Origin of the sequence: Xanthomonas sp. D-109 (assembly GCF_017746095.1) — a bacterium.
GTDB lineage: Bacteria > Pseudomonadota > Gammaproteobacteria > Xanthomonadales > Xanthomonadaceae > Xanthomonas_A > Xanthomonas_A sacchari.
This window is the reverse complement of the sequence record NZ_JAGHWV010000001.1, coordinates 233,802-255,074: the sequence shown is the minus strand read 5'-3', so window position 1 is coordinate 255,074 and position 21,273 is coordinate 233,802. Positions and strand designations below refer to the sequence as shown.

Annotated in this window: 25 protein-coding genes; 16 read left to right on the top strand and 9 right to left on the bottom strand. The window is 70.1% G+C overall.

The window, feature by feature from the left end; translation table 11 throughout:
- Positions 1–176: 176 nt before the first annotated feature.
- The 3 genes from J7357_RS01025 to J7357_RS01015 all read right to left on the bottom strand — a co-directional run bounded on the left by J7357_RS01025 (position 177) and on the right by J7357_RS01015 (position 2,183).
- Complete coding sequence (locus tag J7357_RS01025; RefSeq protein WP_209244251.1) at positions 177–884, bottom strand: response regulator transcription factor; 708 nt, start codon at positions 882–884, stop codon at positions 177–179.
- Between the two features lie 117 nt (positions 885–1,001).
- Positions 1,002–1,610: a HutD family protein gene (locus J7357_RS01020; protein WP_209244250.1), complete on the bottom strand. Its 609-nt coding sequence runs from the start codon at positions 1,608–1,610 to the stop codon at positions 1,002–1,004.
- A 240-nt stretch (positions 1,611–1,850) separates the two neighbouring features.
- Positions 1,851–2,183 carry a ComEA family DNA-binding protein gene (locus J7357_RS01015; protein WP_010344081.1) on the bottom strand — a complete coding sequence of 111 codons (333 nt, stop codon included), beginning with the start codon at positions 2,181–2,183 and terminating at the stop codon, positions 1,851–1,853.
- A gap of 205 nt (positions 2,184–2,388) precedes the next feature.
- On the opposite strand from J7357_RS01015, the gene J7357_RS01010 reads away from it, so the two are divergent.
- From J7357_RS01010 to murU, 4 genes are all read left to right on the top strand, one after another.
- A complete protein-coding gene (locus J7357_RS01010) occupies positions 2,389–3,879 on the top strand; it encodes a M20 family metallopeptidase (protein ID WP_209244249.1) in 1,491 nt (496 codons plus the stop codon).
- Positions 3,880–4,153: 274 nt separating this feature from the next.
- Positions 4,154–4,423: a GlsB/YeaQ/YmgE family stress response membrane protein gene (locus J7357_RS01005; protein ID WP_010344083.1), complete on the top strand. Its 270-nt coding sequence runs from the start codon at positions 4,154–4,156 to the stop codon at positions 4,421–4,423.
- Positions 4,424–4,496: 73 nt separating this feature from the next.
- Positions 4,497–5,525: a phosphotransferase gene (locus tag J7357_RS01000; RefSeq protein ID WP_209244248.1), complete on the top strand. Its 1,029-nt coding sequence runs from the start codon at positions 4,497–4,499 to the stop codon at positions 5,523–5,525.
- Positions 5,522–6,253, top strand: a complete 732-nt coding sequence (gene murU, locus J7357_RS00995; protein WP_209244247.1) for an N-acetylmuramate alpha-1-phosphate uridylyltransferase MurU — start codon at positions 5,522–5,524, stop codon at positions 6,251–6,253. Before J7357_RS01000 ends, murU begins: the two co-directional genes overlap by 4 nt.
- A 171-nt stretch (positions 6,254–6,424) precedes the next feature.
- Here the strand turns inward: murU and hda are convergent, their stop codons facing one another.
- The 3 genes from hda to J7357_RS00980 are packed head-to-tail and all read right to left on the bottom strand — an operon-like array spanning position 6,425 to position 9,410.
- The gene (gene hda, locus J7357_RS00990) at positions 6,425–7,144 is read right to left on the bottom strand and encodes a DnaA regulatory inactivator Hda (protein WP_209244246.1); all 720 of its coding nucleotides are present in this window, start codon (positions 7,142–7,144) and stop codon (positions 6,425–6,427) included.
- Entirely contained in the window at positions 7,141–8,310 is a 1,170-nt protein-coding gene (locus J7357_RS00985) for an AI-2E family transporter (protein WP_209244245.1), read from the bottom strand. The genes hda and J7357_RS00985 overlap by 4 nt, the downstream gene beginning before the upstream one ends.
- Complete coding sequence (locus J7357_RS00980) at positions 8,307–9,410, bottom strand: DUF2066 domain-containing protein (protein ID WP_010344088.1); 1,104 nt, start codon at positions 9,408–9,410, stop codon at positions 8,307–8,309. Before J7357_RS00980 ends, J7357_RS00985 begins: the two co-directional genes overlap by 4 nt.
- 106 nt (positions 9,411–9,516) lie before the next feature.
- On the opposite strand from J7357_RS00980, the gene purM reads away from it, so the two are divergent.
- From purM to J7357_RS00950, 6 genes are all read left to right on the top strand, one after another.
- The gene (purM, locus tag J7357_RS00975; RefSeq protein ID WP_209244244.1) at positions 9,517–10,575 is read left to right on the top strand and encodes a phosphoribosylformylglycinamidine cyclo-ligase; all 1,059 of its coding nucleotides are present in this window, start codon (positions 9,517–9,519) and stop codon (positions 10,573–10,575) included.
- A gap of 5 nt (positions 10,576–10,580) precedes the next feature.
- The gene (locus J7357_RS00970) at positions 10,581–11,210 is read left to right on the top strand and encodes a DUF2238 domain-containing protein (RefSeq protein WP_209244243.1); all 630 of its coding nucleotides are present in this window, start codon (positions 10,581–10,583) and stop codon (positions 11,208–11,210) included.
- 8 nt (positions 11,211–11,218) lie between these two features.
- Entirely contained in the window at positions 11,219–11,665 is a 447-nt protein-coding gene (locus J7357_RS00965; protein WP_209244242.1) for a hypothetical protein, read from the top strand.
- A complete protein-coding gene (gene purN, locus J7357_RS00960; RefSeq protein WP_209244241.1) occupies positions 11,662–12,315 on the top strand; it encodes a phosphoribosylglycinamide formyltransferase in 654 nt (217 codons plus the stop codon). The genes J7357_RS00965 and purN overlap by 4 nt, the downstream gene beginning before the upstream one ends.
- A gap of 63 nt (positions 12,316–12,378) precedes the next feature.
- Positions 12,379–13,233 (top strand): DUF3108 domain-containing protein, encoded by an 855-nt coding sequence (locus tag J7357_RS00955; RefSeq protein WP_209244240.1) that lies wholly within the window; start codon positions 12,379–12,381, stop codon positions 13,231–13,233.
- 2 nt (positions 13,234–13,235) lie between these two features.
- Positions 13,236–13,919, top strand: coding sequence for a DUF3108 domain-containing protein (locus tag J7357_RS00950; protein ID WP_010344095.1), 684 nt, complete (start codon positions 13,236–13,238; stop codon positions 13,917–13,919).
- 408 nt (positions 13,920–14,327) lie between these two features.
- Here J7357_RS00950 and J7357_RS00945 read toward each other — a convergent pair whose 3' ends face one another.
- The 3 genes from J7357_RS00945 to J7357_RS00935 are packed head-to-tail and all read right to left on the bottom strand — an operon-like array spanning position 14,328 to position 16,201.
- Positions 14,328–14,642: a hypothetical protein gene (locus tag J7357_RS00945; protein ID WP_019799405.1), complete on the bottom strand. Its 315-nt coding sequence runs from the start codon at positions 14,640–14,642 to the stop codon at positions 14,328–14,330.
- Positions 14,639–15,913 carry a UDP-N-acetylglucosamine 1-carboxyvinyltransferase gene (murA, locus tag J7357_RS00940; RefSeq protein WP_209244239.1) on the bottom strand — a complete coding sequence of 425 codons (1,275 nt, stop codon included), beginning with the start codon at positions 15,911–15,913 and terminating at the stop codon, positions 14,639–14,641. The genes J7357_RS00945 and murA overlap by 4 nt, the downstream gene beginning before the upstream one ends.
- 45 nt (positions 15,914–15,958) lie before the next feature.
- Positions 15,959–16,201, bottom strand: coding sequence for a BolA/IbaG family iron-sulfur metabolism protein (locus J7357_RS00935; protein ID WP_160970872.1), 243 nt, complete (start codon positions 16,199–16,201; stop codon positions 15,959–15,961).
- A 52-nt stretch (positions 16,202–16,253) separates the two neighbouring features.
- Between J7357_RS00935 and J7357_RS00930 the strand changes: the two genes are divergently transcribed.
- The 6 genes from J7357_RS00930 (at position 16,254) to J7357_RS00905 (ending at position 21,243) form a co-directional block, all read left to right on the top strand.
- Positions 16,254–17,255, top strand: a complete 1,002-nt coding sequence (locus J7357_RS00930; protein ID WP_209244238.1) for a KpsF/GutQ family sugar-phosphate isomerase — start codon at positions 16,254–16,256, stop codon at positions 17,253–17,255.
- Between the two features lie 88 nt (positions 17,256–17,343).
- Entirely contained in the window at positions 17,344–17,892 is a 549-nt protein-coding gene (locus J7357_RS00925; protein WP_209244237.1) for an HAD hydrolase family protein, read from the top strand.
- Positions 17,889–18,455 carry an LPS export ABC transporter periplasmic protein LptC gene (lptC, locus tag J7357_RS00920; protein WP_019797526.1) on the top strand — a complete coding sequence of 189 codons (567 nt, stop codon included), beginning with the start codon at positions 17,889–17,891 and terminating at the stop codon, positions 18,453–18,455. The genes J7357_RS00925 and lptC overlap by 4 nt, the downstream gene beginning before the upstream one ends.
- Positions 18,433–19,017: a lipopolysaccharide transport periplasmic protein LptA gene (gene lptA, locus J7357_RS00915; protein WP_029562261.1), complete on the top strand. Its 585-nt coding sequence runs from the start codon at positions 18,433–18,435 to the stop codon at positions 19,015–19,017. Before lptC ends, lptA begins: the two co-directional genes overlap by 23 nt.
- A complete protein-coding gene (lptB, locus tag J7357_RS00910) occupies positions 19,017–19,736 on the top strand; it encodes an LPS export ABC transporter ATP-binding protein (protein ID WP_019799410.1) in 720 nt (239 codons plus the stop codon). The genes lptA and lptB overlap by 1 nt, the downstream gene beginning before the upstream one ends.
- A 43-nt stretch (positions 19,737–19,779) precedes the next feature.
- Positions 19,780–21,243 carry an RNA polymerase factor sigma-54 gene (locus J7357_RS00905; RefSeq protein ID WP_209244236.1) on the top strand — a complete coding sequence of 488 codons (1,464 nt, stop codon included), beginning with the start codon at positions 19,780–19,782 and terminating at the stop codon, positions 21,241–21,243.
- Positions 21,244–21,273 lie beyond the last annotated feature (30 nt).

The following is a 21,273-nucleotide window of genomic DNA, read 5'->3' as shown; positions in this document are numbered from 1 at the left end:
TCTAGCGTGCCGAAGGGCCTGCCAGCGGCTGGTGTCGCGCGACACCCGCGCACCGGCGCATGCCCGGGCCAGACGAGGCCGGCCATCGGTGAGGCAGCAACGCTGCGAGGCGGAAAAGACGCAGGTCCGGCAGGACCGGGCACGCCGCTGTGGGCACGCGGCCAGGCCGGCCCCGCTCAGCGGGCGGCGGGCACCCCCACCTGATGCGGCTCGAACAGATACCCCTTGCCGCGCACGGTGCGGATCCATTGCGGCACCAGCGGGTCGTCGCCGAGCTTCTGGCGCAACCGCGAGACCTGCAGATCGATGCCGCGGCTGCCCGCCGCGGCGCTGGCCTCGCCATCGCCGAGTGCGGTGCGCAGCGTCTCGCGCGTGAGCACCTCGCCGGGCTGCTCGAGGAACACCGCCATCAACCGCAGTTCGCCAGGCGACAGCGGAATCGTCCGCCCGTCCGGCGCCACCGCCTGGTGACGCGCAGCATCGACCTGCCAGCCGCCCTGCGCCGCCGGCGGCGGCTGCGTGGCACGAACCCGGCGCAACACCGCATTGAGCCGCGCCACCAGTTCGCGCAGGTCGGGCGGCCGCACCAGGAAATCGTCCGCCCCCAGATCCAACCCGATCACCCGGTCCACCGGCTCGGCGCGATCGGCCATCATCACGATGGCGATGTCGCCGCGGTCGCGCAGATGCCGGCACAGGCGCAGACCCTCGGCGCCGTCGAGGCCGGCATCGAGCACCACGGCGTCGTAATGCCCAGCCGCCAGTTGCGCCTGCAGCTGCGGCGCACTGTCGGCGTCGTGGGTCTGCAGATTGAAACAGGCCAGGTAACCGCGGATCCGGTCGCGCAAGGCCGCGTCCGCGTCCGCCACCAGAATTTTCGCCATCCACCTGTTATCCGAGACCACCTGTCGGCTTCCGCTGTTCGGCCCGGGTGGCCGCGTCCGCGCATTGGACGCGGTCAGCGCCGACGCCGCAAGAGCCGCGCGCACGGCGTCGCAGGCTCAATCGGCGGGGGTCGCCAAGGCCTCGATGCGTATCGCCAGCAACTCCCCACCCCCGCTCAAAGCAAAGCGGCGCCTGGCATCGGCGGCCAACCAGGCGCTGTCGCCGACCGCCAACGGCGGCAGTCCGCTGGCCGCATCGAACTGCGCTTGCCCTGCCAGAAGATGAACGGCCCAGGCGACACCGGGTTCGGCGAAGAACAGCATCGGCCCGACCAGCGGCCGGTGCAGCAGTTGCGTGCGCAGCCGGTCGCGTCGCCACATGAGGTTGAAATCGTGGGTCGGCCCGTCCAGCAACTCGCCGCGCAGCGGCCGCTCGCCGGCGAAGCGCAGGCGCGCGCACGGGTCATGCAGCACCTGCTCCTCGCCGTCGTCGAAGCGCAGGCGTACGCCGTTGCCGCGCAGCAGGACCAGTTCGCGGTCGATCCCGGGAAAGGGCGAAAAGGCCGCGTCCTGCTCGATCTCGGCGATGGACAGACGCAGCAGCCAGTCGTCGCCGACAGTCGGCAGCCGCAGGATCTCCCGGGTCCAGCCCAGGCCGTTGCGCCAGCGTTCGCGGCGATACTCGTTGGCGGGAATGACCCGCGCAGGCAGCGTGCACCCATCCATCCGCGCATTCTGCACGATCGCGGCAACGGCGCCGGCCTCCTGGCCCGCCCGCGGGGATGCGGGGGCAACGCAAGACGCGCCATGGCCCCAAAAAAAACATCGCCCGGCTGCACGTCACTGTGCAACGCCGGGCGACGATGTACCTCCCTGTCGGCGTCCTGCCTTCCCCCTTCGCGTCCTGCTCAGTGAGGCTGCGGCCGCGCATCCAGCGCCGGCCCTATCCTTTCGTTGCAAATCCCTTTAACGCCTTTCCACCGGCTTGGCAGCTGCCTGCTTGGCGGCTGTCGGCGCGGGTGCCTTCGTGGCGCCCACATCGATCCGGTCGCGGTTCCGTTCGACCGTCTTGAGTCCGATGCCCTTCACCAGTGCCAGTTCCTCGGCGCTCTTGAAGGGTCCGTGCGCCTGCCGGTAGTCGACGATCGCCTGAGCCTTGGCGGCTCCCACGTTCACCAACACCTGGTCGATTTCCTCCGCTCCAGCGGAGTTGATGTTGACCTTGTCCGCGGCGAGCGCGGAACCGGACAGCATCAGGGCAACGACCAGCGACTTCAGGACCACGATAAAAGACTGCATGGCAACGCTCCTTGTGACTTGGATGGGGACTTCGCCGGCCTTTCCTGCCGGCGTGGTCAGCATCGCTCGCCACATGGGTACAGCCTATCGTCGGAGCGCGTCACAAACAGCAGGTAAACGGCGCGTCGCCGTGTAGGAAAAACCCTACAAGGGCACCGGGGCGTAGAATGGCTGCACACGTGTGCAATCATTTCGGAGCTTTTTCATGGACAGTGCCAAGATCGACCGTTTCCTGAGCGAAAAGTGGGATGACGACATCGTCCCGCAACTGGTCGATTACATCCGCATCCCCAACAAATCGCCGATGTTCGACGCCGATTGGGTCGCGCACGGCTATATGGCCGATGCGGTGGCGCTGATGGAGCGCTGGGCGCGGGCGCAGGCGATCCCAGGCCTGCAGGTGGAGGTGGTGCAACTGGAAGGCCGCACGCCGTTGATCTACCTGGAAGTCCCGGCCAGCAGCGACGTCACCGGCGAGGACACCGTGCTGCTGTACGGGCACCTGGACAAGCAGCCGGAAATGACCGGCTGGGACGCCGACCTCGGCCCGTGGACCCCGGTGCTCAAGGGCGACCGCCTGTACGGCCGCGGCGGCGCCGACGACGGTTATGCCCTGTTCGGTTCGCTGGCGGCGATCCAGGCGCTGCAGGACCAGGGCATCCCGCACGCGCGCTGCGTGGTGCTGATCGAGGCCTGCGAGGAATCGGGCAGCTACGACCTGCCCGCCTACGTCGACCACCTGGCGGCGCGGATCGGCAAGCCCTCGCTGGTGGTGTGCCTGGATTCGGGCTGCGGCAACTACGAGCAGCTGTGGTGCACGACCTCGCTGCGCGGCCTGGCCGGCGGCAACTTCAGCGTCAAGGTGCTCAGCGAAGGCGTGCACTCGGGCGACGCCTCCGGCGTGGTGCCGTCGAGCTTCCGCGTACTGCGCGACCTGCTGTCGCGGCTGGAGGACGAAGCCACCGGCAAGATCAAGGTCGACGGCCTGTACGCCGACATCCCCGAGGAGCGGCTGGCGCAGGCGCGCAAGGTCGCCGAGGTGCTGGGCGACGAGGTCTACAGCAAGTTCCCGTTCCTGCCCGGCATGCGGCCGATGCAGGAGGATCTGTCCGAACTGGTGCTCAACCGCACCTGGCGCCCGGCGCTGTCGGTGACCGGTGCCGACGGCCTGCCGCCGCTGGCCTCGGCCGGCAACGTGCTGCGCCCGGAGACCGCGGTGAAGCTGTCGCTGCGCCTGCCGCCGACGCTGGACGGCAAGCGCGCCGGCGAACTGCTCAAGGAAGTGCTGCTGCGCGACCCGCCGTATGGCGCCGAGGTGTCGCTGGCGCTGGAGAAGTCCTCCTCCGGCTGGAACGCGCCGGCGCAGTCGCCGTGGCTGACCGATGCGATCGAAGCGGCCTCGCAGGCGGCGTTCGGCAAGCCGGCGATGTACATGGGCGAAGGCGGCTCGATCCCGTTCATGGGCATGCTCGGCGAGAAGTTCCCCGGCGCGCAGTTCATGATCACCGGCGTGCTCGGCCCGCATTCCAACGCGCACGGCCCCAACGAGTTCCTGCACATCCCGATGGGCAAGCGGGTCACCGCCTGCGTGTCGCGGGTGATCGCCGCCCACCATGCCGCCAGCCTGCGCGGCGAGACCACCGGCAGCGCGGCGGTGGCCGGCGGCGAGCAGCATGGCGGACATGGCTGTTGTTGAGGGACCGGGATGACCAGCCATTCGGCTGTGTAAAAGCGGGGATTCGGGATTGGGGATTGGCGAAGCCGGTTCCTGAGTGACTGATCCGTCCCCGGTTTGCGGTGGGAGAGGCGTCGGCTCCGACGCGGCGCCTTTCCGATAGTGTCATCCGTGCGGCGCGGGCGGCCGCCTTCCATGGGCGTGCCGCCTGCGCGGCGCACGCAAGCATCGACGCCATCACCGTCGATCTGGCACGATCCGACGCTGATTCCCTTCCGCGTCCGGAACGCTTCCCATTCACACTCTGTTCGGCAGCGACAGCTGGCTCTACATCATCCTGGTGGGCTTCGTGGTCGGCCTGCTGGCGCGTTTCCTCGGCCCCAGCAGCGGGCGCTCCGGCTGCCTGTTCACCGTGTTGCTGGGCATCGCCGGTGCGTTGCTGGCCGGCTGGTTCGGCCACTACATGGGTTGGTACAGCCGCGGCGAGCCGGCGGGCTTCCTCGGTGCGCTGCTCGGCGCCATCGCCCTGCTCGCGTTGTTGCGGCTGTTCTCCAGCAAGCGCTGAGGCGCGGCGCGCCGCTCGCCACGGCGGCGGCGCCCGTTTACGCTGTGCGGCTCGTTTCCGCCGCAGCCTGCCGATGAGCGCCAGCCCAACCGTTCCCGATGTCCTTGCGGCACGCGCCGCACACCGCCTGGCCTGGGCGCGCACGGCGCTGGGCGATGCACAGGCGACGCTGGAGCGCGCCTCGGTGGATGCCGGCCAGCGCAGCTACTGGCGCAGCCACGGCCACGGCGTCAGCCGCATCGTGATGGATTCGCCGCCGGACCTGGAAGACGTGCGGCCGTGGCTGCGCATGCACGCCCTGCTGCACGGCGGCGGCGTGCGGGTCCCGGAAATCCTGGCGCAGGACGCGGAGGCCGGCTTCCTGCTGCTGGAAGACCTGGGGCAACCGACCCTGGCGCAACGCCTGGACGCGACCACCGCGGACGCGCACTTCGATGCTGCGCTCGGCCAGTTACTGCGCCTGCAGGCGATCGCGCCGCCGCCAGGCATGGGCGTGTTCGGCGAGGCGCTGCTGCAGCGCGATGCCGGGCTGTTCGAGGAGTGGTTCCTGCAACGCCATCTCGGGATCGGCCTGGACGACGACGAGTGCGCGGCCCTGCACGCAGTGCAGCGCCAGCTCATGGACAACGCGCTGGCCCAGCCGCAGGTGCTGGTGCATCGCGACTTCATGCCGCGCAACCTGATGCCGGCGGCCGCTGGTCCGGCGGTGCTGGATTTCCAGGACTGCGTGATCGGGCCGGTGGCCTACGACCCGGTCAGCCTGTTCAAGGACACCACGGTTAGCTGGCCGCTGGCACGGGTGGATGCCTGGCTGGCCGGCTACCACGCACGCGCGCTGCAGGCCGGCATTCCGGTGCCGCCGCTGGCGCAGTTCCTGCGCGACGCCGAGTGGATGGGCATCCAGCGCCATCTGAAGAACCTGGGCATCTTCGCGCGGTTGAACTATCGCGACGGCAAGGCCTGGTACCTGGACAACGTGCCGCGCTTCATCGCCTACCTCGACGAGGCGTTGCCGCGGCACTCCACCTTGCAGCCGCTGGCGCAACTGCTGCAGACGCGGATCAAGCCGGCCCTGGCGCAGCGCGCGGCGGCTGGCGCATGAAGGCACTGATCTTCGCCGCCGGCCTCGGCGAGCGCATGCGGCCGCTGACCGCGCACACGCCCAAGCCACTGCTGGCGGTGGGCGGCACGCCGCTGATCGTCTGGCACCTGCGCAAGCTCGCTGCGCTGGGCGTACACGAGGTGGTGATCAACACGTCCTGGCTGGCCGAGCAGTTCCCGCAGACGCTCGGCGACGGCAGCGCGTTCGGGCTGCATATCGCCTATTCCTACGAAGGCGCCACGCCGCTGGAAACCGGCGGCGGCATGCTGCACGCACTGCCGCTGCTCGGCGAGGCGCCGTTCCTGCTGGTCAACGGCGACATCTGGACCGACTTCGATTTCGCCCGGCTGGCGCCCGAGCCGCCCGGCCTGGCGCAACTGGTGCTGGTGGATCCGCCGGCCTATGCCGCGCATGGCGATTTCGCCCTGCAGGACGACGGGCACGTGCACAACGCCGGCGAACCGCTGCTCACCTACGCCGGCATCGGCATGTACCGCCCTGCCCTGCTGCGCGACTGGCAGACCATCGCCGCCCCGGCGCCGACCGCGCCGGGCGTGCCGCCCCGCTTCTCGGTGGTGCCGCTGCTGCGCGCGCATGCAGACCAGGGGCAACTCCATGGGCTGCGGCACCACGGACGCTGGACGGACGTGGGGACGCCGCAGCGGTTGGCAGAGTTGGATGAAGTGCTGGGAATGGGGAAACGGGAATCGGGAATGGGGAAAAGCTGAGTCCCCTCGAGCTTCGGCAACCTCAACCACCGCAGACGTCCTCGCCCACCACAGGCGGCAGGTTCAAATCCCGCCCCGCTACATCTTTGTTAGCTGCGGCAACCGGTGCATCGATTGCATGCTGCTTTTTTTGCTATTCCGGCTTCTGCGTACCGCGTGAGTTATCGCGCTTCAGCTTTTACCCATTCCCGATTCCCCATTCCCGATTCCCACCCTCCGCAAAAACGGCACCGTCACCCGCCGCTGCGCGGCCAGCGATTCGCGGTCCAGGCGTTCCAGCAGACCGATCAGGCCGGCCAGGTCGCGGCCGGCGTGCGTCAGCAGCCAGTCGATCGCCGCATCCTCCAGCACCAGGCCACGGCGCTGGGCGCGCTCGCGCAGCACCGCGGCGCGGCCGGCGTCGTCAAGCGGCGCCAGGGCGATGCGGGTGCACTGCGACAGCCGCGAGCGCAGGTCGGGCAGGCTGAGCGCCAGGCCGTCGGGCATGGCCTGCGCGGTGTACAGCAGGGTCACCCCGGCGCTGCGCGCACGGTTGTGGAAATCGAACAGCGCCACCTCGTCCTCGCGCTGCCCGGCGATCGCGTCCAGGCCGTCGAGGGCGACCAGATCGCGGCCCTCCAGTGCTTCCAACGCATCGCGCAGGCGGCCGGCGGCGGCCTGCAGCGGCAGGTAGGCGGCGCTGCGCCCCGCCTGTTCGGTGGCCGCGCACAGCGCCAGGGCCAGGTGGGTCTTGCCGGTGCCGGCGGGGCCGGACAGGTACACCCAGTCGTCGGCGGCGCCGTCGGCGACTGCCTGCAGCTGAGCCAGCAGCCCATCCGGCGCGCCCAGATAGCGGTCCAGGCGCTGCTCCGGCGGATAGCGCAGGGCCAGCGGCAGTTGCGGCACGCTCACGGTTGATCGGGGCTGCGCGGCGGCAGTTCGATGATGGTGGTGCGCTCGGTGGCGGTGTCCAGCAGGATCGCCGACTTCTCGCCCGCATACAGGTCGCTCTGCCGGTACTGCTCGTGCAGGTAGTGCAGCAGCACGTTGGCCACCGCCGCCACCGGCAACGCCAGCAGCATGCCGAGGAAGCCGAACAGCTGGCCACCGGCCATCACCGCGAAGATCACCGCCACCGGGTGCAGGCCGATCTTGTCGCCGACGATGCGCGGGGTCAGCACGTAGCTCTCCAGCAACTGGCCGACGGTGAACACCACGCCGACCAGGATCAGCAACTGCAGGTCGAAGCCCTTGGCCTGCACCAGCGCGGCCAGTACCGCCAGCAGGATGCCGGTGGTCGCGCCCAGGTAGGGAATGAAGCTGATCAGGCCGGCGACGATGCCGATCAACAGGCCGAGCTTGAGCCCGACCAGGGTCAGGCCGCCGGCGTAGATCACGCCCAGCGCCAGCATCACCAGGAACTGGCCACGGATGAACGCGCCCAGCACCTCGTTGGACTGCAGTGCCAGGCGGGTGATCGTGGCGACGTGGTTGCGCGGGATGGTGGCGGCCACGCGCGCGACCAGCAGGTCCCAGTCGCGCAGGAAGTAGAAGGTCAGGATCGGCAGCAGCACCAGGTTGACCACCCAGGTCACCATCGCGAAGCCCGAGCGCGACAGGTAGCCGAAGAAGGTCGCGGCGACGCCGCCGGCCTGCTGCCAGTGCCCGCGGATCCAGTCGATCAGCCGCTCCGGGTCCAGCCAGCCCATCAGCTCCAGCCCGGTCTTGTGTTCGGCCCAGGGGATCGCGGTGCCCATGAACCAGTCGCGCGCCTGCGGCAGCACGTCGATGAAGGTGACGATCTGCCGCTCCAGCATCGGCACCAGGATCACCAGCGCCAGCACCAGCAGCAGCACCATCAGCACGAACACCAGGGTCACCGCCATGTTGCGCGAGCGCCCGGCGCGTTCCAGGCGGTCCACCAGCGGGTCGCCGAGCCAGCCGAGCAGCAGCGCCAGCACGAACGGGGTCAGGATCGGCGCCAGCAGCCACACCACCCACAGCACGCCGACGATCACCGCCGTCCATTTCAGGCGGCGCAGGAACAGCGCGATCTCGGCTTCGGGCGACAACGTCATTTCAGGCGGTACTCCGTCGGCTCGCTGTTGAGGATCACCGGACCCTCGACCGGCGCGACCACCGGCTGCAGCGCGGCGTCCGGGCCGAGCATGCGGTTCAGCCCGGACACGCCGCTGAGCAGGTCCAGATCCAGTTCCAGGCGATCGCCATCGGCGCGGATCGGCACGATGCGCCGCACCACCGAGGCGTTCTGCAGCGCGGCGGAGGCGCGCAGGTAGTCGTCGGCGCTGCGGATGCCGGTGATCACCACCCGGTAGATCCCGGCCGGGCCGGCGCTGACCGCCTTGGCGTAGCGCTTGACCAGGGCGTCGGCGGCACCGTCGGCACCGCTGGCCATGGCGCGGCGGGCATCGGCGTCGCTGGCCGACCAGGTCGACAGCACCTTGCCGCCATCGACGAAGGTCCAGTCCGCGGTCCAGCCGCCGGCCTTGCCGCGGTACAGCTTGCCGATCAGCTGCATCGGCGGGCTGTAGCGCGACGAGGCGCTGGCCACCGCGGCGGTGTCCTGGCGCCAGATCGCGCCGGCCAGGGCCTGCTCGGCGGCGTTGCCGGTGGGCAGGCCGAGGCGGAAGCCGCGCTCGATCGCGCGATCGAGCAGGCTGCGCGCGGCATTGGACTGTTGCACGCCGACCAGGCGCGGGCCGCTGCCGTCGTCGATGGCCAGCCACACCACCGGCTTGGGCCGCGGCTGCGGCCACACCGGCAGCCCCAGCGCCGCGGCCAGGCCGTCCACGTCCTGCGGGCGGAAGCGCGCCACCAGGATGGTGCGGAAGGTGGGCGCACCGCTCGGCGAGGTGCCCTGGTCCTGGCGGTAGTCGAAGGTGTCGACCAGGTTCTTGGCGTTGCGCAGCGCCTGGGTCACCCCGGGCCGCGACATCACGCCCTTGTCGCCGGAGATCTTGCCCAGCACCACGCCGAGCGCACGGGACAGGGCGCCGTTGCGGTCGGCCTCGCTCTGGCTGTTGACCGGCACTTCGGCGTCGTAGGGGCCGGTGGCGCCGGCCACGTCGCCCTCGGTGCGCAGCTCGGCCTGGGCCAGGGCGCTCACGGCAGGCAGGCACAGCGCGAAAGACAGAAGGAAGGCAAGGCTGCGGCGCATGAAGGGTCCAGTACTCGACGTATCCGGGGCGAATTGTTGCCCGAATGCGGGCCTAGCGCCAATGCGGCCTGTTAAAATCGCCGTCTTTCCGCCGACCCCGCCGCCCGTGACCACTTCCCAGCCCCCCGCCGCCGCCCCGTTGACCTACCGCGACGCCGGCGTCGACATCGATGCCGGCAATGCCGTCGTCGAACGCATCAAGCCCCTGGTCAAGCGCAGTTTCCGCCCCGAGGTGATGGGCGGGCTGGGCGGCTTCGGCGCGCTGTTCGACCTGTCCGGCAAGTACCGCGAGCCGGTCCTGGTGTCCGGCACCGACGGCGTCGGCACCAAGCTGAAACTGGCGCAGCAGCTCGGCCGCCACGACACCATCGGCATCGACCTGGTCGGCATGTGCGTCAACGACGTGCTGGTGCAGGGCGCCGAGCCGCTGTTCTTCCTGGACTACTTCGCCACCGGCAAGCTCGACGTGGAGACCACCGTGGCGGTGGTCGGCGGCATCGCCCGCGGCTGCGAACTGGCCGGCTGCGCGCTGATCGGCGGCGAGACCGCGGAAATGCCCGACATGTACCCGCCGGGCGAGTACGACCTGGCCGGTTTCACCGTCGGCGCGGTGGAGAAGTCGCAGCTGCTCGACGGCGCCCGGGTGCGCCAGGGCGACGTGCTGATCGGCATCGCCTCCTCCGGCCCGCATTCCAACGGCTATTCGCTGATCCGCCGCATCTACGACCGCGCCGGGCGCCCGGCCGACCTGCAGGTCGGCGGCGTGGCCCTGGCCGACGCGCTGATGGCGCCGACCGCGCTGTACGTCAAGCCGATCCTGTCGCTGCTGCGCGAACAGGGCGAAGGCATCCATGCCATGGCGCACATCACCGGCGGCGGCCTGACCGAGAACATCATTCGCGTCATCCCCGACGGCCTGGGCCTGGACATCCGCGCCAGCGCCTGGACCCTGCCGCCGGTGTTCGAGTGGCTGCAGCGCGAAGGCGCGGTGGCCGACAGCGAGATGTGGCGCACCTTCAACTGCGGCATCGGCTTCGTGCTGGTCGCCGCGCCGGAGCAGGTGGCCGCGCTGGAGCGCAGCCTGGACACCCTGGGTCTGGCGCACTGGCAGATCGGCGCGGTGGTCGCCGCCGCGGACGCTGGCGAACGCGTCCACATCGGCTGAGCCGCATGGCGGCGGCCAAGCGCGCCTGGCTGACGCTGGCGCTGGCGGTGTTCGCCGCCAGTTGGCTGCGGCCGCTGTGGCCGGCGGAACAGGCCATGCACAGCTCCCTGGCGGTGCTGGGCCTGGCCTGGCTGGTCTGGCACGACCGGCGCTGGCCGCTGCGCACCGGCCATTTCGCCGCCATCTGCCTCTTCATCAGCGTGCACAACGTCGCCGCGCACTGGCTGTATTCCAATGTGCCCTACGACCAATGGCTGCGCACATTGACCGGCGGTTGGTCGCCGAGCGCGGCGTTCGGCTGGCAGCGCAATCACACCGACCGGCTGATCCACCTGCTGTTCGGGGTGTGCTTCGCGCCGGCGCTGCGCGACCACGCGCGCCAGCGCTGGCCGGCGCTGTCGGCGCGGCAGGCCTTCGTGCTGGCGACGATGACGATCATGTGCGCCAGCCTGGTCTACGAATGGCTGGAGTGGCTGATCGCGCTGCTGCTGTCGCCGCAGCAGGCCGAGTCCTACAACGGCCAGCAGGGCGATCCCTGGGATGCGCACATGGACATGCTGCTGGCCACGCTGGGCTGCGCCAGCGCCTGGCCATGGCGACGTGCCGCGCCGTCGCTCCCCTCCACGCCGCGCTGAGACCGACGATGTCGCTGCCACCGCCTCTTCCCGCACGCGGCCACTCCGACACCGAGGTGGCGCGCGCCAACTTCGACTTGAACACGCTGTCGACCTTGTATGGCGTGATGGCGGGGATGCAGATCGTGGCGATGCTGCTGGTGAGTGCCGTCCTGGCCTACGGCGTGCACGAGGAGGCGCAGCTCAACGCCGTCGGCCAGAGCCCGGACGAGGCCCAGGGCGGCGTCATCGCGATCGCGATGCTGTCGTTCCTGCTGGGCGTCATCCTGCTTTCCCTGGTCCTCAACATCCTGGTAGCGCAGGCCTTGCGCCAACGTCGCCGGTTGGGGCTGTGCTACGCCGGCGCCGCGATCACCTGCTTCGGCTTCCCGCTTGGCACTGCGCTGGGCATCGCCACCTTGCTGACGCTGCAACGCCCCGCGGTGGGCGCCCTGTTCCGGAACCCTGTCCGATGACGCTTCGCCTCGCCGTGCTCGCCTCCGGCCGCGGCTCCAACCTGCAGGCCATCCTCGCTGCGATCGCCGCCGGCACCCTCGATGCCGAGGTGGTCGGCGTATTCGGCGACCGTCCCGAGGCGCCGGCGCTGGCGATGGTGGCGCCGGACCGACGCTGGGCGGCCCAGCCCAAGACCTTCCCCGACCGCGCCGCGTTCGACCAGGCGCTGGGCGACGCCGTCGCCGCGGCGCAGCCGGACTGGGTGGTCTGCGCCGGCTACATGCGCATCCTCGGTGCCGGCATCGTGCAGCGTTTCGGCGGACGCCTGCTCAACATCCACCCCTCGCTGCTGCCCAAGTACCGCGGGCTGCACACCCACGCCCAGGCCTTGGCGGCCGGCGACGCCGAGCACGGCGCCAGCGTGCATTTCGTGGTGCCGGAACTGGATGCCGGTGCGGTGATCGCGCAGGTACGGGTGCCGGTGCAGGCCGGCGACGGCCCGGACGACCTGGCGCAGCGCCTGCTGCCGCGCGAGCACCGGCTGCTGTGCGCGGTGCTGCGGCTGGCGGCAGCAGGCCGCCTGGCTGAACGGGACGGCAAGGTGTGGCTGGACGGTCAGTGCCGGTTTAGTCCGATGCGCCTAGATTGCGACGACGTGCTGCTTCCCTGAATGCGCTGCCGCACCTGTCCGCGGCCCCTCCCCTCTTCCCTCCCGCTCACGCCAGCCGATCCCATGAAGCTCGCTCCGCGTCCGTTCGCCCTCCTCGTCGCGTCCGGCCTCGGCCTGCTGGCGCCCATCGTCGCTGCGCAGGTCGCGCCGGCACCCGTCGCGCAGCCGGTGCCGCAGACCGCTCCTGCTCCGACACCGCCCGCCACCGCCGCGCCCGCACCGGCCACCGCAGCGGCGCCGGCGCTGCCGGCGGAGGCATGGACGCCGCCGCCGCTGCAGCCCTTCGTCGCCACCTACGACGCGCTATACAAGGGCAAGCCGGCCGGCGACGCGCGCATGGACGTGGTGCATACCGGCGGCGACCAGTGGCGGGTCGACCTGGGCGTGCACGGCCGCAGCGGCTTCGCCAGCATCCTTGGGCTGAACATCGAGCAGAGCACGGTGTTCACCGTGCAAGACGGCCGCTACGTCCCGCAGAGCCAGAGCACGGTCAAGAAGGCGGTGTTCTTCGGCAAGAAGGTCACCGGGGTGTACGACTGGAAGCAGGGCGTGGCGCGCTGGGACGGCGACCTGAAGAAGGACCGGCAGGCGCCGATCCCGCTGCAGCCCGGCGACCAGAGCGCGCTGCTGCTCAACCTCTCGCTGATGCGCGACGCGCAGCCCGGCAAGACCATGACCTATCGTTTCGTCGACGTCGGCCGGGTACGCGAACATGTGTACCGCGCCGCCGACCAGACCGAGACCGTGCAGGTCGGCGACATCAGCTACGACGCATTGCGGGTGTCGCGCACCAACGGCGGCCGCAATGAGACCATCCTGTGGATCGCCAACGGCGTGCCGACGCCGGTGCGCATCCTGCAGCGCGAAGACGGCGAAGACCGCATCGACCTGCGCCTGACCGAATACCAAGGAGCCTGACCATGACCCGCATCGCCCGCCCGCTGACCGCCCTCGCCGCTGCCCTGCTGGCCACCGCCAGCCTGCCCGCCCTGGCCCTGGAGCCGTTCACCGCGGACTACCAGGCCAGCTACATGGGCATGCAGGCCAACGGCGTGATGACCCTGGCCAAGCAAGGCGGCGACCGCTGGCGCTACAGCCTGGCGATCAAGAACCAGGTCGCCGACCTCAGCCAGAGCACCGTGTTCGAGGAAAAAGGCGGGCAGTTGCGTCCGCTCAGCAGCGACGACCGCTCGGTGTTCCTGATCAAGAAGAAGGCGGTGACCGCCAACTACGACTGGAGCACCGGCCAGGCGACCTGGGGCGGCGACCTCAAGGCCGACCGCCGCGGCCCGGTGAAACTGCAGCCGGGCGACATGGACGCGCTGCTGATCAACCTGGCGATCGCGCGCGACGTCAACGCCGGCAAGACCCCGAGCTACCGCATGGTCGACGAGGGCCGCGCCAAGCCGATGACCTACCGCATCGCCGGCAAGGAAGCGGTCACCGTCAACGGCAAGACCGAGCAGGCGACCAAGGTCAGCCGCACCGACGGCTCCAAGGAAATCGTGGCCTGGATCGTGCCGGACATGCCGGTGCCGGTGCGCATCCTGCAGCGCGAGAACGGCCAGGACGCGCTGGACCTGACGATCAAGGCGTTGCGCTGAAGAGCCGGGAATGGGGAATTGGGAATGGGGAATCGTGAAAGCGGTTCCCCGCGCGTGATCGTTCCCGTGTGGGGGCTGGGATTGGGGAGCCGGGATTGGGGAATCGAACAGCGGCCCCCCGCCCGGGTTTTTCCCATGTAGGAGCGGCTTCAGCCGCGACGCGGTGAGCCTGGATTCGGGATTCGCAACAGCAACTCCCTGCCCATGGTGCTTCCCATGTGGGAGGGGCTTCAGCCCCGACGCGCGGATGCGAATCGTCTTGCGGAAACCAGCTGGCGACTTGCGGCAGACCCCAAGCGGCGCACGTCGACTGCTAACCACGGCACATGGATCGTAACGACCGGCCGTGCCTTTCCCCACCGCACTCCCAACGCGGGCGCCGACTGGGCAGCGCCCTGCCCCACGCCGCTACTTCTTCTCCGCCGGCGCGGCCTTGAAGGTGGTGCGGCAATCCACGCGGATCTGCGCGCCGGTGCTGCGCCAGTAGAACGTGCTGCACTCGCGCGGGCCGTTGTGGGTGCGGCTGACGCCGACCGCGTAGAACGACTGCCAGATCTCGTCGCGGGTGACCTGGCCGTCGCCGTTCCAGTCCATGTCGCGCTCCTCGATGCCCTGGGTGATGGCGATGCCGGTGTACCAGGCATAGCCGACCCAGGCCAGCAGCACCACCACGATCGCCAGCAACACCTTGCGCCGGCGGCTGAAGCGGCCGCTGAGGATCATGCGACGCGCCGGATGGACGCGCCCAGCGCCCCCAGCTTCTCCTCGATGTTCTCGTACCCCCGGTCCAGGTGGTAGATGCGGTCGATGGTGGTGTCGCCGTCGGCAACCAGGCCGGCCAGGATCAGCGAGGCCGAGGCGCGCAGGTCGGTGGCCATCACCGGCGCGCCGCTGAGCCGCTCGGCGCCGCGCACGATCGCGGTGTGCCCTTCGATCTGGATGTCCGCGCCCAGCCGCAGCAGTTCGTTGACGTGCATGAAACGGTTCTCGAAGATCGTTTCGTTGATCACGCCGACGCCGTCGGCCACGCAGTTGAGCGCCATGAACTGCGCCTGCATGTCGGTGGGGAATGCCGGATACGGCGCGGTGGTCAGGCTGACCGCGCGCGGGCGCTTGCCGTGCATGTCCAGGCGGATCCAGTCCTCGCCGGTCTCGATGCTGGCGCCGGCCTCGGTGAGCTTGTCCAGCACCGCGTCGAGGGTGTCGGCGCGCGCGCGGCGCACGGTGACGCTGCCGCCGGTCATCGCCGCGGCGACCAGGAAGGTGCCGGTCTCGATGCGATCCGGCAGCACCGCGTGGCGACCGCCGGACAGGCGCTCCACGCCGTGCACGACGATGCGCGAGGTGCCGGCGCCTTCGATCTTCGCGCCCAGCGCGATCAGGCAGTCGGCCAGGTCGCTGACCTCCGGCTCCATCGCCGCGTTCTCCAGCACGGTGGTGCCCTCGGCCAGGGCCGCGGCCATCAGCACGTTCTCGGTGCCGGTGACGCTGACCATGTCGAACACGTAGCGGCCGCCCTTGAGCCGGCCGTTGCTGCTGGCCTTGATGTAGCCGTTCTCGACGCTGATCTCCGCGCCCAGCGCCTGCAGGCCCTTGATGTGCTGGTCGACCGGCCGCGAACCGATCGCGCAGCCGCCCGGCAGCGACACTTCGGCCGCGCCGAACTTGGCCAGCAGCGGGCCCAGCACCAGGATCGAGGCGCGCATGGTGCGCACCAGCTCGTACGGGGCGACGTGCTGGTCGACCTTGCGCGGGTCGACGGTGATCGCGCTGCCGCGCGCCAGCGTGCCTTCGTCGATGGTGACTTCCGCGCCAAGCTCGCCGAGCAGCTTCACCGTGGTGATCACGTCGTGCAGTTGCGGCACGTTGGTGATCTCCACCGGCGCATCGGCCAGCAAGGTCGCGCAGAGGATCGGCAGCACGGCGTTCTTGGCGCCGGAAATGTTCACTTCACCGTGCAGCGCGTTGCCGCCGGTCACTACGATTTTGGCCATGGGTCTCGTGGGGGAAGGGAAAAAGGGAAAAACGGGCGCGGCGGCTCAGCCGGCGGCGCGCCCGGCCTGCTCGGGGGTCAGGGTATTCAGGGCCAGCGCGTGGATCGCCCCGCCCATCAGATCGCCCAGGGTGGCGTAGACCATGCGGTGGCGGGCCAGCGGCAGCTTGCCGGCGAAGGCGGCGCTGACCACGGTGGCCTCGAAGTGCACGCCGTCGTCGCCCTGCACCTGCACCTGCGCGTCCGGCAGGCCGGCCTCGATGAGTTTACGGATGGTTTCGGCGTCCACCGGGCTTTCCTAATAAAATGATCGGCCATTCTACCCTCCGACCGGCACCCGCATGGATGTATCGCCCCTGTCTCCCACGATGCCCGACGACGCCGGCCTGGTCGCCAGCGGCCGTCGCGTGGTCGAGATCGAACAGGCCGCGCTGGCGGCGGTCGGCGCGCGCATCGGTGCCGACTTCGCCGCCGCCTGCCGATTGATCCTGGGTTCGCGCGGCCGCGTGGTCGCCACCGGCATGGGCAAGTCCGGCCACGTGGCGCGCAAGATCGCCGCCACTCTCGCCTCCACCGGCACTCCCGCGTTCTTCGTGCACCCGGGCGAGGCCGGGCACGGCGACCTGGGCATGATCACCGATGCCGACGTGGTCCTGGCGCTGTCATACTCCGGCGAGTCCGACGAGATCCTGATGCTGCTGCCGGTGCTCAAGCGCCAGGGCAACGCGGTGATCGCGATGACCGGACGCGCGCAGTCCACGCTGGCGCGCGAGGCCGACCTGCACCTGGACGTCAGCGTGCCGGCCGAGGCCTGCCCGCTGGACCTGGCGCCGACCTCCAGCACCACCGCCTCGCTGGCGCTGGGCGATGCGCTGGCGGTGGCGCTGCTGGACGCGCGCGGCTTCACCGCCGACGACTTCGCCCGCTCGCACCCGGCCGGCAGCCTCGGCCGCCGCCTGCTGCTGCACATCACCGACGTCATGCACCGCGGCGACGAATTGCCCAAGGTGCGCGAGGACGCCAGCCTCAGCGAGGCGCTGGTGGAGATGAGCCGCAAGCGCCTGGGCATGACCGCGGTGGTGGACGCCGAGGATCGCCTGCTCGGGCTGTTCACCGACGGCGACCTGCGCCGCGCCCTGGACAGCGCGCTGGACGTGCGCCAGACCCGCATCGCCGAGGTGATGACCCGGCAGCCACGTACCATCGGCGCCGACCAGCTCGCCGCGGAGGCCGCACGGCTGATGGAGACCCACCAGATCAACGGCCTGATCGTGGTCGACGCGGCCGGCCGCGCGGTCGGCGCGCTCAACATTCACGACCTGTTGCGCGCCAGAGTGGTTTAACAGGCTGAACCCGTTCACTGCCCGCGGTGCCCCACGCCGCTGGCCCTGGCCGCTGGAAAGCCGGCCTCCCCGCCCCGATATCCCGAACATGCCCTATTCCCCGCTGGCCGACCTTCCCGCCGACCTGATCGACCGCGCCGCCCGGATCCGCCTGGCGTGCTTCGACGTCGACGGCACGCTGACCGACGGCCGCCTGTACTACGACCGCGACGGCAACGAGAGCAAGGCCTTCAACGTGCTCGACGGCCAGGGCCTGGTGCAGTTGCGCCGGCACGGCATCGAGGTGGCGCTGATCACCGCGCGGCCGAGCCTGGCCGCGGAGAAGCGCGGCCAGGAACTGGGCCTGCTGGTGCAGATCGGCGTCAAGGACAAGCGTGCCGGCGTGCAGGCCCTGTGCGACGAGCGCGGCATCAGCCTGGAGCAGGTCTGCTTCATGGGCGACGACCTGCCCGACCTGGCGCCGCTGCGCATGGTCGGCCTGGCCGTCGCCCCGGCCAACGCGCATCCCTGGACGGCCGAACACGTGCACTGGACCACCCGCGCCCGCGGCGGCGAAGGCGCCGCCCGCGAACTGTGCGACGTTCTGCTGGCCGCCCAGGGCCACGTCCCCTCACTGCTGCAGGAGCACGGCGCATGAACTGGCGCACCACCCTCGGCGGCCTGCTGCTGGTCGGGGCGCTGATCAGCGGCTGGTCGGCCTGGAACCAACGCAGCAAGCCGAGCCGCAATCCTTCCGACGAAGCCAGCGTGGACTACATCGCCCGCGACTTCGAGATCGTCAGCCTGGACAAGCAGGGCAAGGAAGCGATGACCCTGCGCGCGCCGCAGATGGAGCGCAGCCGCGCCGACCAGACGATGTCGATCGTGACCCCGCTGTTCCTGCTGCCCGACGCCAACGGCCAGCACTGGGAAATGCGCAGCAAGACCGGCTGGGTCAGCGCCGACGGCGACGAACTGCGCCTGCGCGGCGACGTCGCCGGCGACAGCCCCAAGGTGCCCAGCATCCCGCCCACTACTTTCCGTACCCAGAGCCTGGACGTCTTCCCGCAGACCAACAGCGCGCGCACCGCCGACCCGGTCACGATGACCCGGCCCGGTATGATGCAGACCGGCGTCGGCTTCCAGGTCGACCTGAAATCCCGGCAGTACAAGCTCCTTTCACAGGTCAAGTCCCGTTATGAACCGAATGCTGCCCGCTAAGCTCGCCCTGCTCGCCCTGCTGCTGCCGACCCTGGCGCTGGCCAAGTCGACCGACCGCAACCAGCCGATGGACATCAAGTCCGATGCGCAGGACGGCAACATGATGGCCGACGACGGCAAGGTCCGCTTCTTCGGCAATGTCGTCATCATCCAGGGCACGCTGGAGATCCATGCCGATACCGCCGACCTGTTCCGCAAGAACGGCGACATCGATCGCGTCGTGCTGACCGGCAAGCAGGCCACCCTGAAGCAGGAACTGGACGACGGCTCGCCGATGGACGCGGTCGCCGACAACATCGACTACAAGGTGCCCACCGACACGGTGATCCTCACCGGCAACTACCGCATGACCTCGCCCAAGGGCACCAATGCCGGGCAGCGCATGGTCTACAACACCAAGACCGGCGACATGCAGGGCGGTGGCGACGGCACGCGCGTGCATACGGTGATCCAGCCGAAGAACGCCGGCGCTGCTCCGGGCGCCACGCCTGCCAACGGCGCCAAGCCCGCCGCCAAGCCGGCCGCGGCACCCGCCAAGCCGGCCAAGCAAGGAGGCCAGTGATGCTGCTCGCCGAAGGCCTGCGCAAGCGCTACAAGCAGCGCGAAGTGGTGCGCGACTTCGCACTGACCCTGGAGGCCGGCGAAGTGGTCGGCCTGCTCGGCCCCAACGGCGCCGGCAAGACCACCTGCTTCTACATGATCGTCGGCCTGGTCGACGCCGATGCCGGGCGCATCGTGCTCGACGGCAACGACATCACCGCGTTGCCGATGTACAAGCGCGCCAAGCTCGGCGTCGGCTACCTGCCGCAGGAACCGTCGGTGTTCCGCAAGCTCAGCGTCGCCGACAACATCCGCCTGGTGCTGGAACTGCGCGAGGACCTGGACGCCGCCGGCCAGGAACGCGAGCTGGTGGCGCTGCTGGACGAACTGCAGATCAGCCACGTCGCCGACCAGCTCGGCGCCAGCCTCTCCGGCGGCGAGCGCCGTCGCTGCGAGATCGCCCGCGCGCTGGCGGCCAAGCCGCGTCTGATGCTGCTCGACGAGCCCTTCGCCGGCGTCGACCCGATCTCGGTCGGCGAAATCCAGCGCATCGTCACCCACCTCAAGCAGCGCGGCATCGGCGTGTTGATCACCGACCACAACGTGCGCGAAACCTTGGGAATCTGCGACCGGGCGTATATCCTCAACGAGGGCAGCGTGTTGGCGCAGGGGGCGCCGGAAGCGCTGCTGGCCAACAGCGACGTGCGCCGCGTCTACCTCGGGGAAACCTTCAGGCTCTGACCGCGCACGCGCCGGCTACGCTCCTTCCGCGCTCGGTACAGGCATGAAAGCACGGCTGCAGACATCGCTGGGACAGCACCTGGTCATGACGCCGCAGTTGCGGCAGGCGATCAAGCTGTTGCAGATGTCCAGCGCCGAACTGGAAGTGGAGATCGCCGAGGCGGTGGAGAGCAATCCGCTGCTGGAATGGTCCGAGGACGCCGCACCGGCGTTCGAACGCGGCGACGGCGCCGATCATGGCCATGAGCTCGACCACGCGACAGGCGACACACGCAGCGATGGCGATGGCGACCGCGGCGAATCCGCGCCGGTCAGCGACGGCGCCGACTGGGCCGACGCCGAGCCGGCCTGGGCCGGCGGCAGCGGCGGTTCGTTCGACGACGACGACCTCGGCAGCGCGGCCGAGCGCGTGGCCGAGCCGGACACCCTGATCGATCACCTGCTGTGGCAGTTGCACCTGTCGCCGCTGTCGGCGCGCGACCGCAGCATCGGCGCGGCGCTGATCGACGCGCTCGACGACGACGGCTACCTGCGCGAGCCGCTGGCCGCGATCGCCGAGACCCTGCGCCCGGACATCGCCGCCGAGGAGGACGAGATCCTCACCGTGCTGCACCAGATCCAGCGCTTCGACCCGGCCGGCATCGCCGCGCGCACCCTCGGCGAGTGCCTGACCCTGCAGTTGGACACCCTGCCCGAGGACACGCCGGGCTTGGCCCTGGCACGCACCATCGCCCATGGCCCGCTGGAACGCCTGCCACGCAGTGGCGTGGCCGGACTGGCCCACGAACTCAAGCGGCCGACGGCGGAGGTCGACACCGCGGTCACGCTGCTGCGCTCGCTGGACCCGCGCCCGGGCAAGCAGATCGGCGAACTGGGCAGCGACACCTACGTGGTGCCGGACTGCGTGGTCTGGCGCCAGCGTGGCGTCTGGCATGCGGCGCTGTCGGCGCATGCCCAGCCCAAGGTCACCATCCACCGCGGCTACGAGCGGCTGATCCGCCAGTGCGGCGAAAGCGACGCCGGCTACCTGCGCGGGCAACTGCAGGAAGCGCGCTGGCTGCTGAAGAGCCTGGAGGCGCGCGGCGAGACCTTGCTCAAGGTGACCCGGTGCCTGCTCAAGCAGCAGGCCGGCTTCCTGGAGTTCGGCGAACAGGCGCTGCGGCCGCTGACCCTGCGCGAGATCGCCGGCGAACTGGGCCTGCACGAAAGCACCATCTCGCGCGCCATCGCCCGCAAATACGTGCGCACCCCGCGCGGCACCATCCCGCTGCGCGCCTTCTTCGCCTCGGGCATCGACACCGACAGCGGCGGCGAAGCCTCCAGCACTGCGATCCAGGCGATGATCCGCCGGCTGATCGATGCGGAGAATCCGCGCAAGCCGCTTTCTGACGCCAAGCTGGCCGACCTGCTGAAAAGTGCCGGCGTGCCTGTAGCGCGCCGCACCGTGGCGAAGTATCGTGAGGCCATGAACATCTCCGCCTCCCACGAACGCGTTCGAATCGGCTAGCGGCGGCGATGGTTCATAGGTGTGAAACCC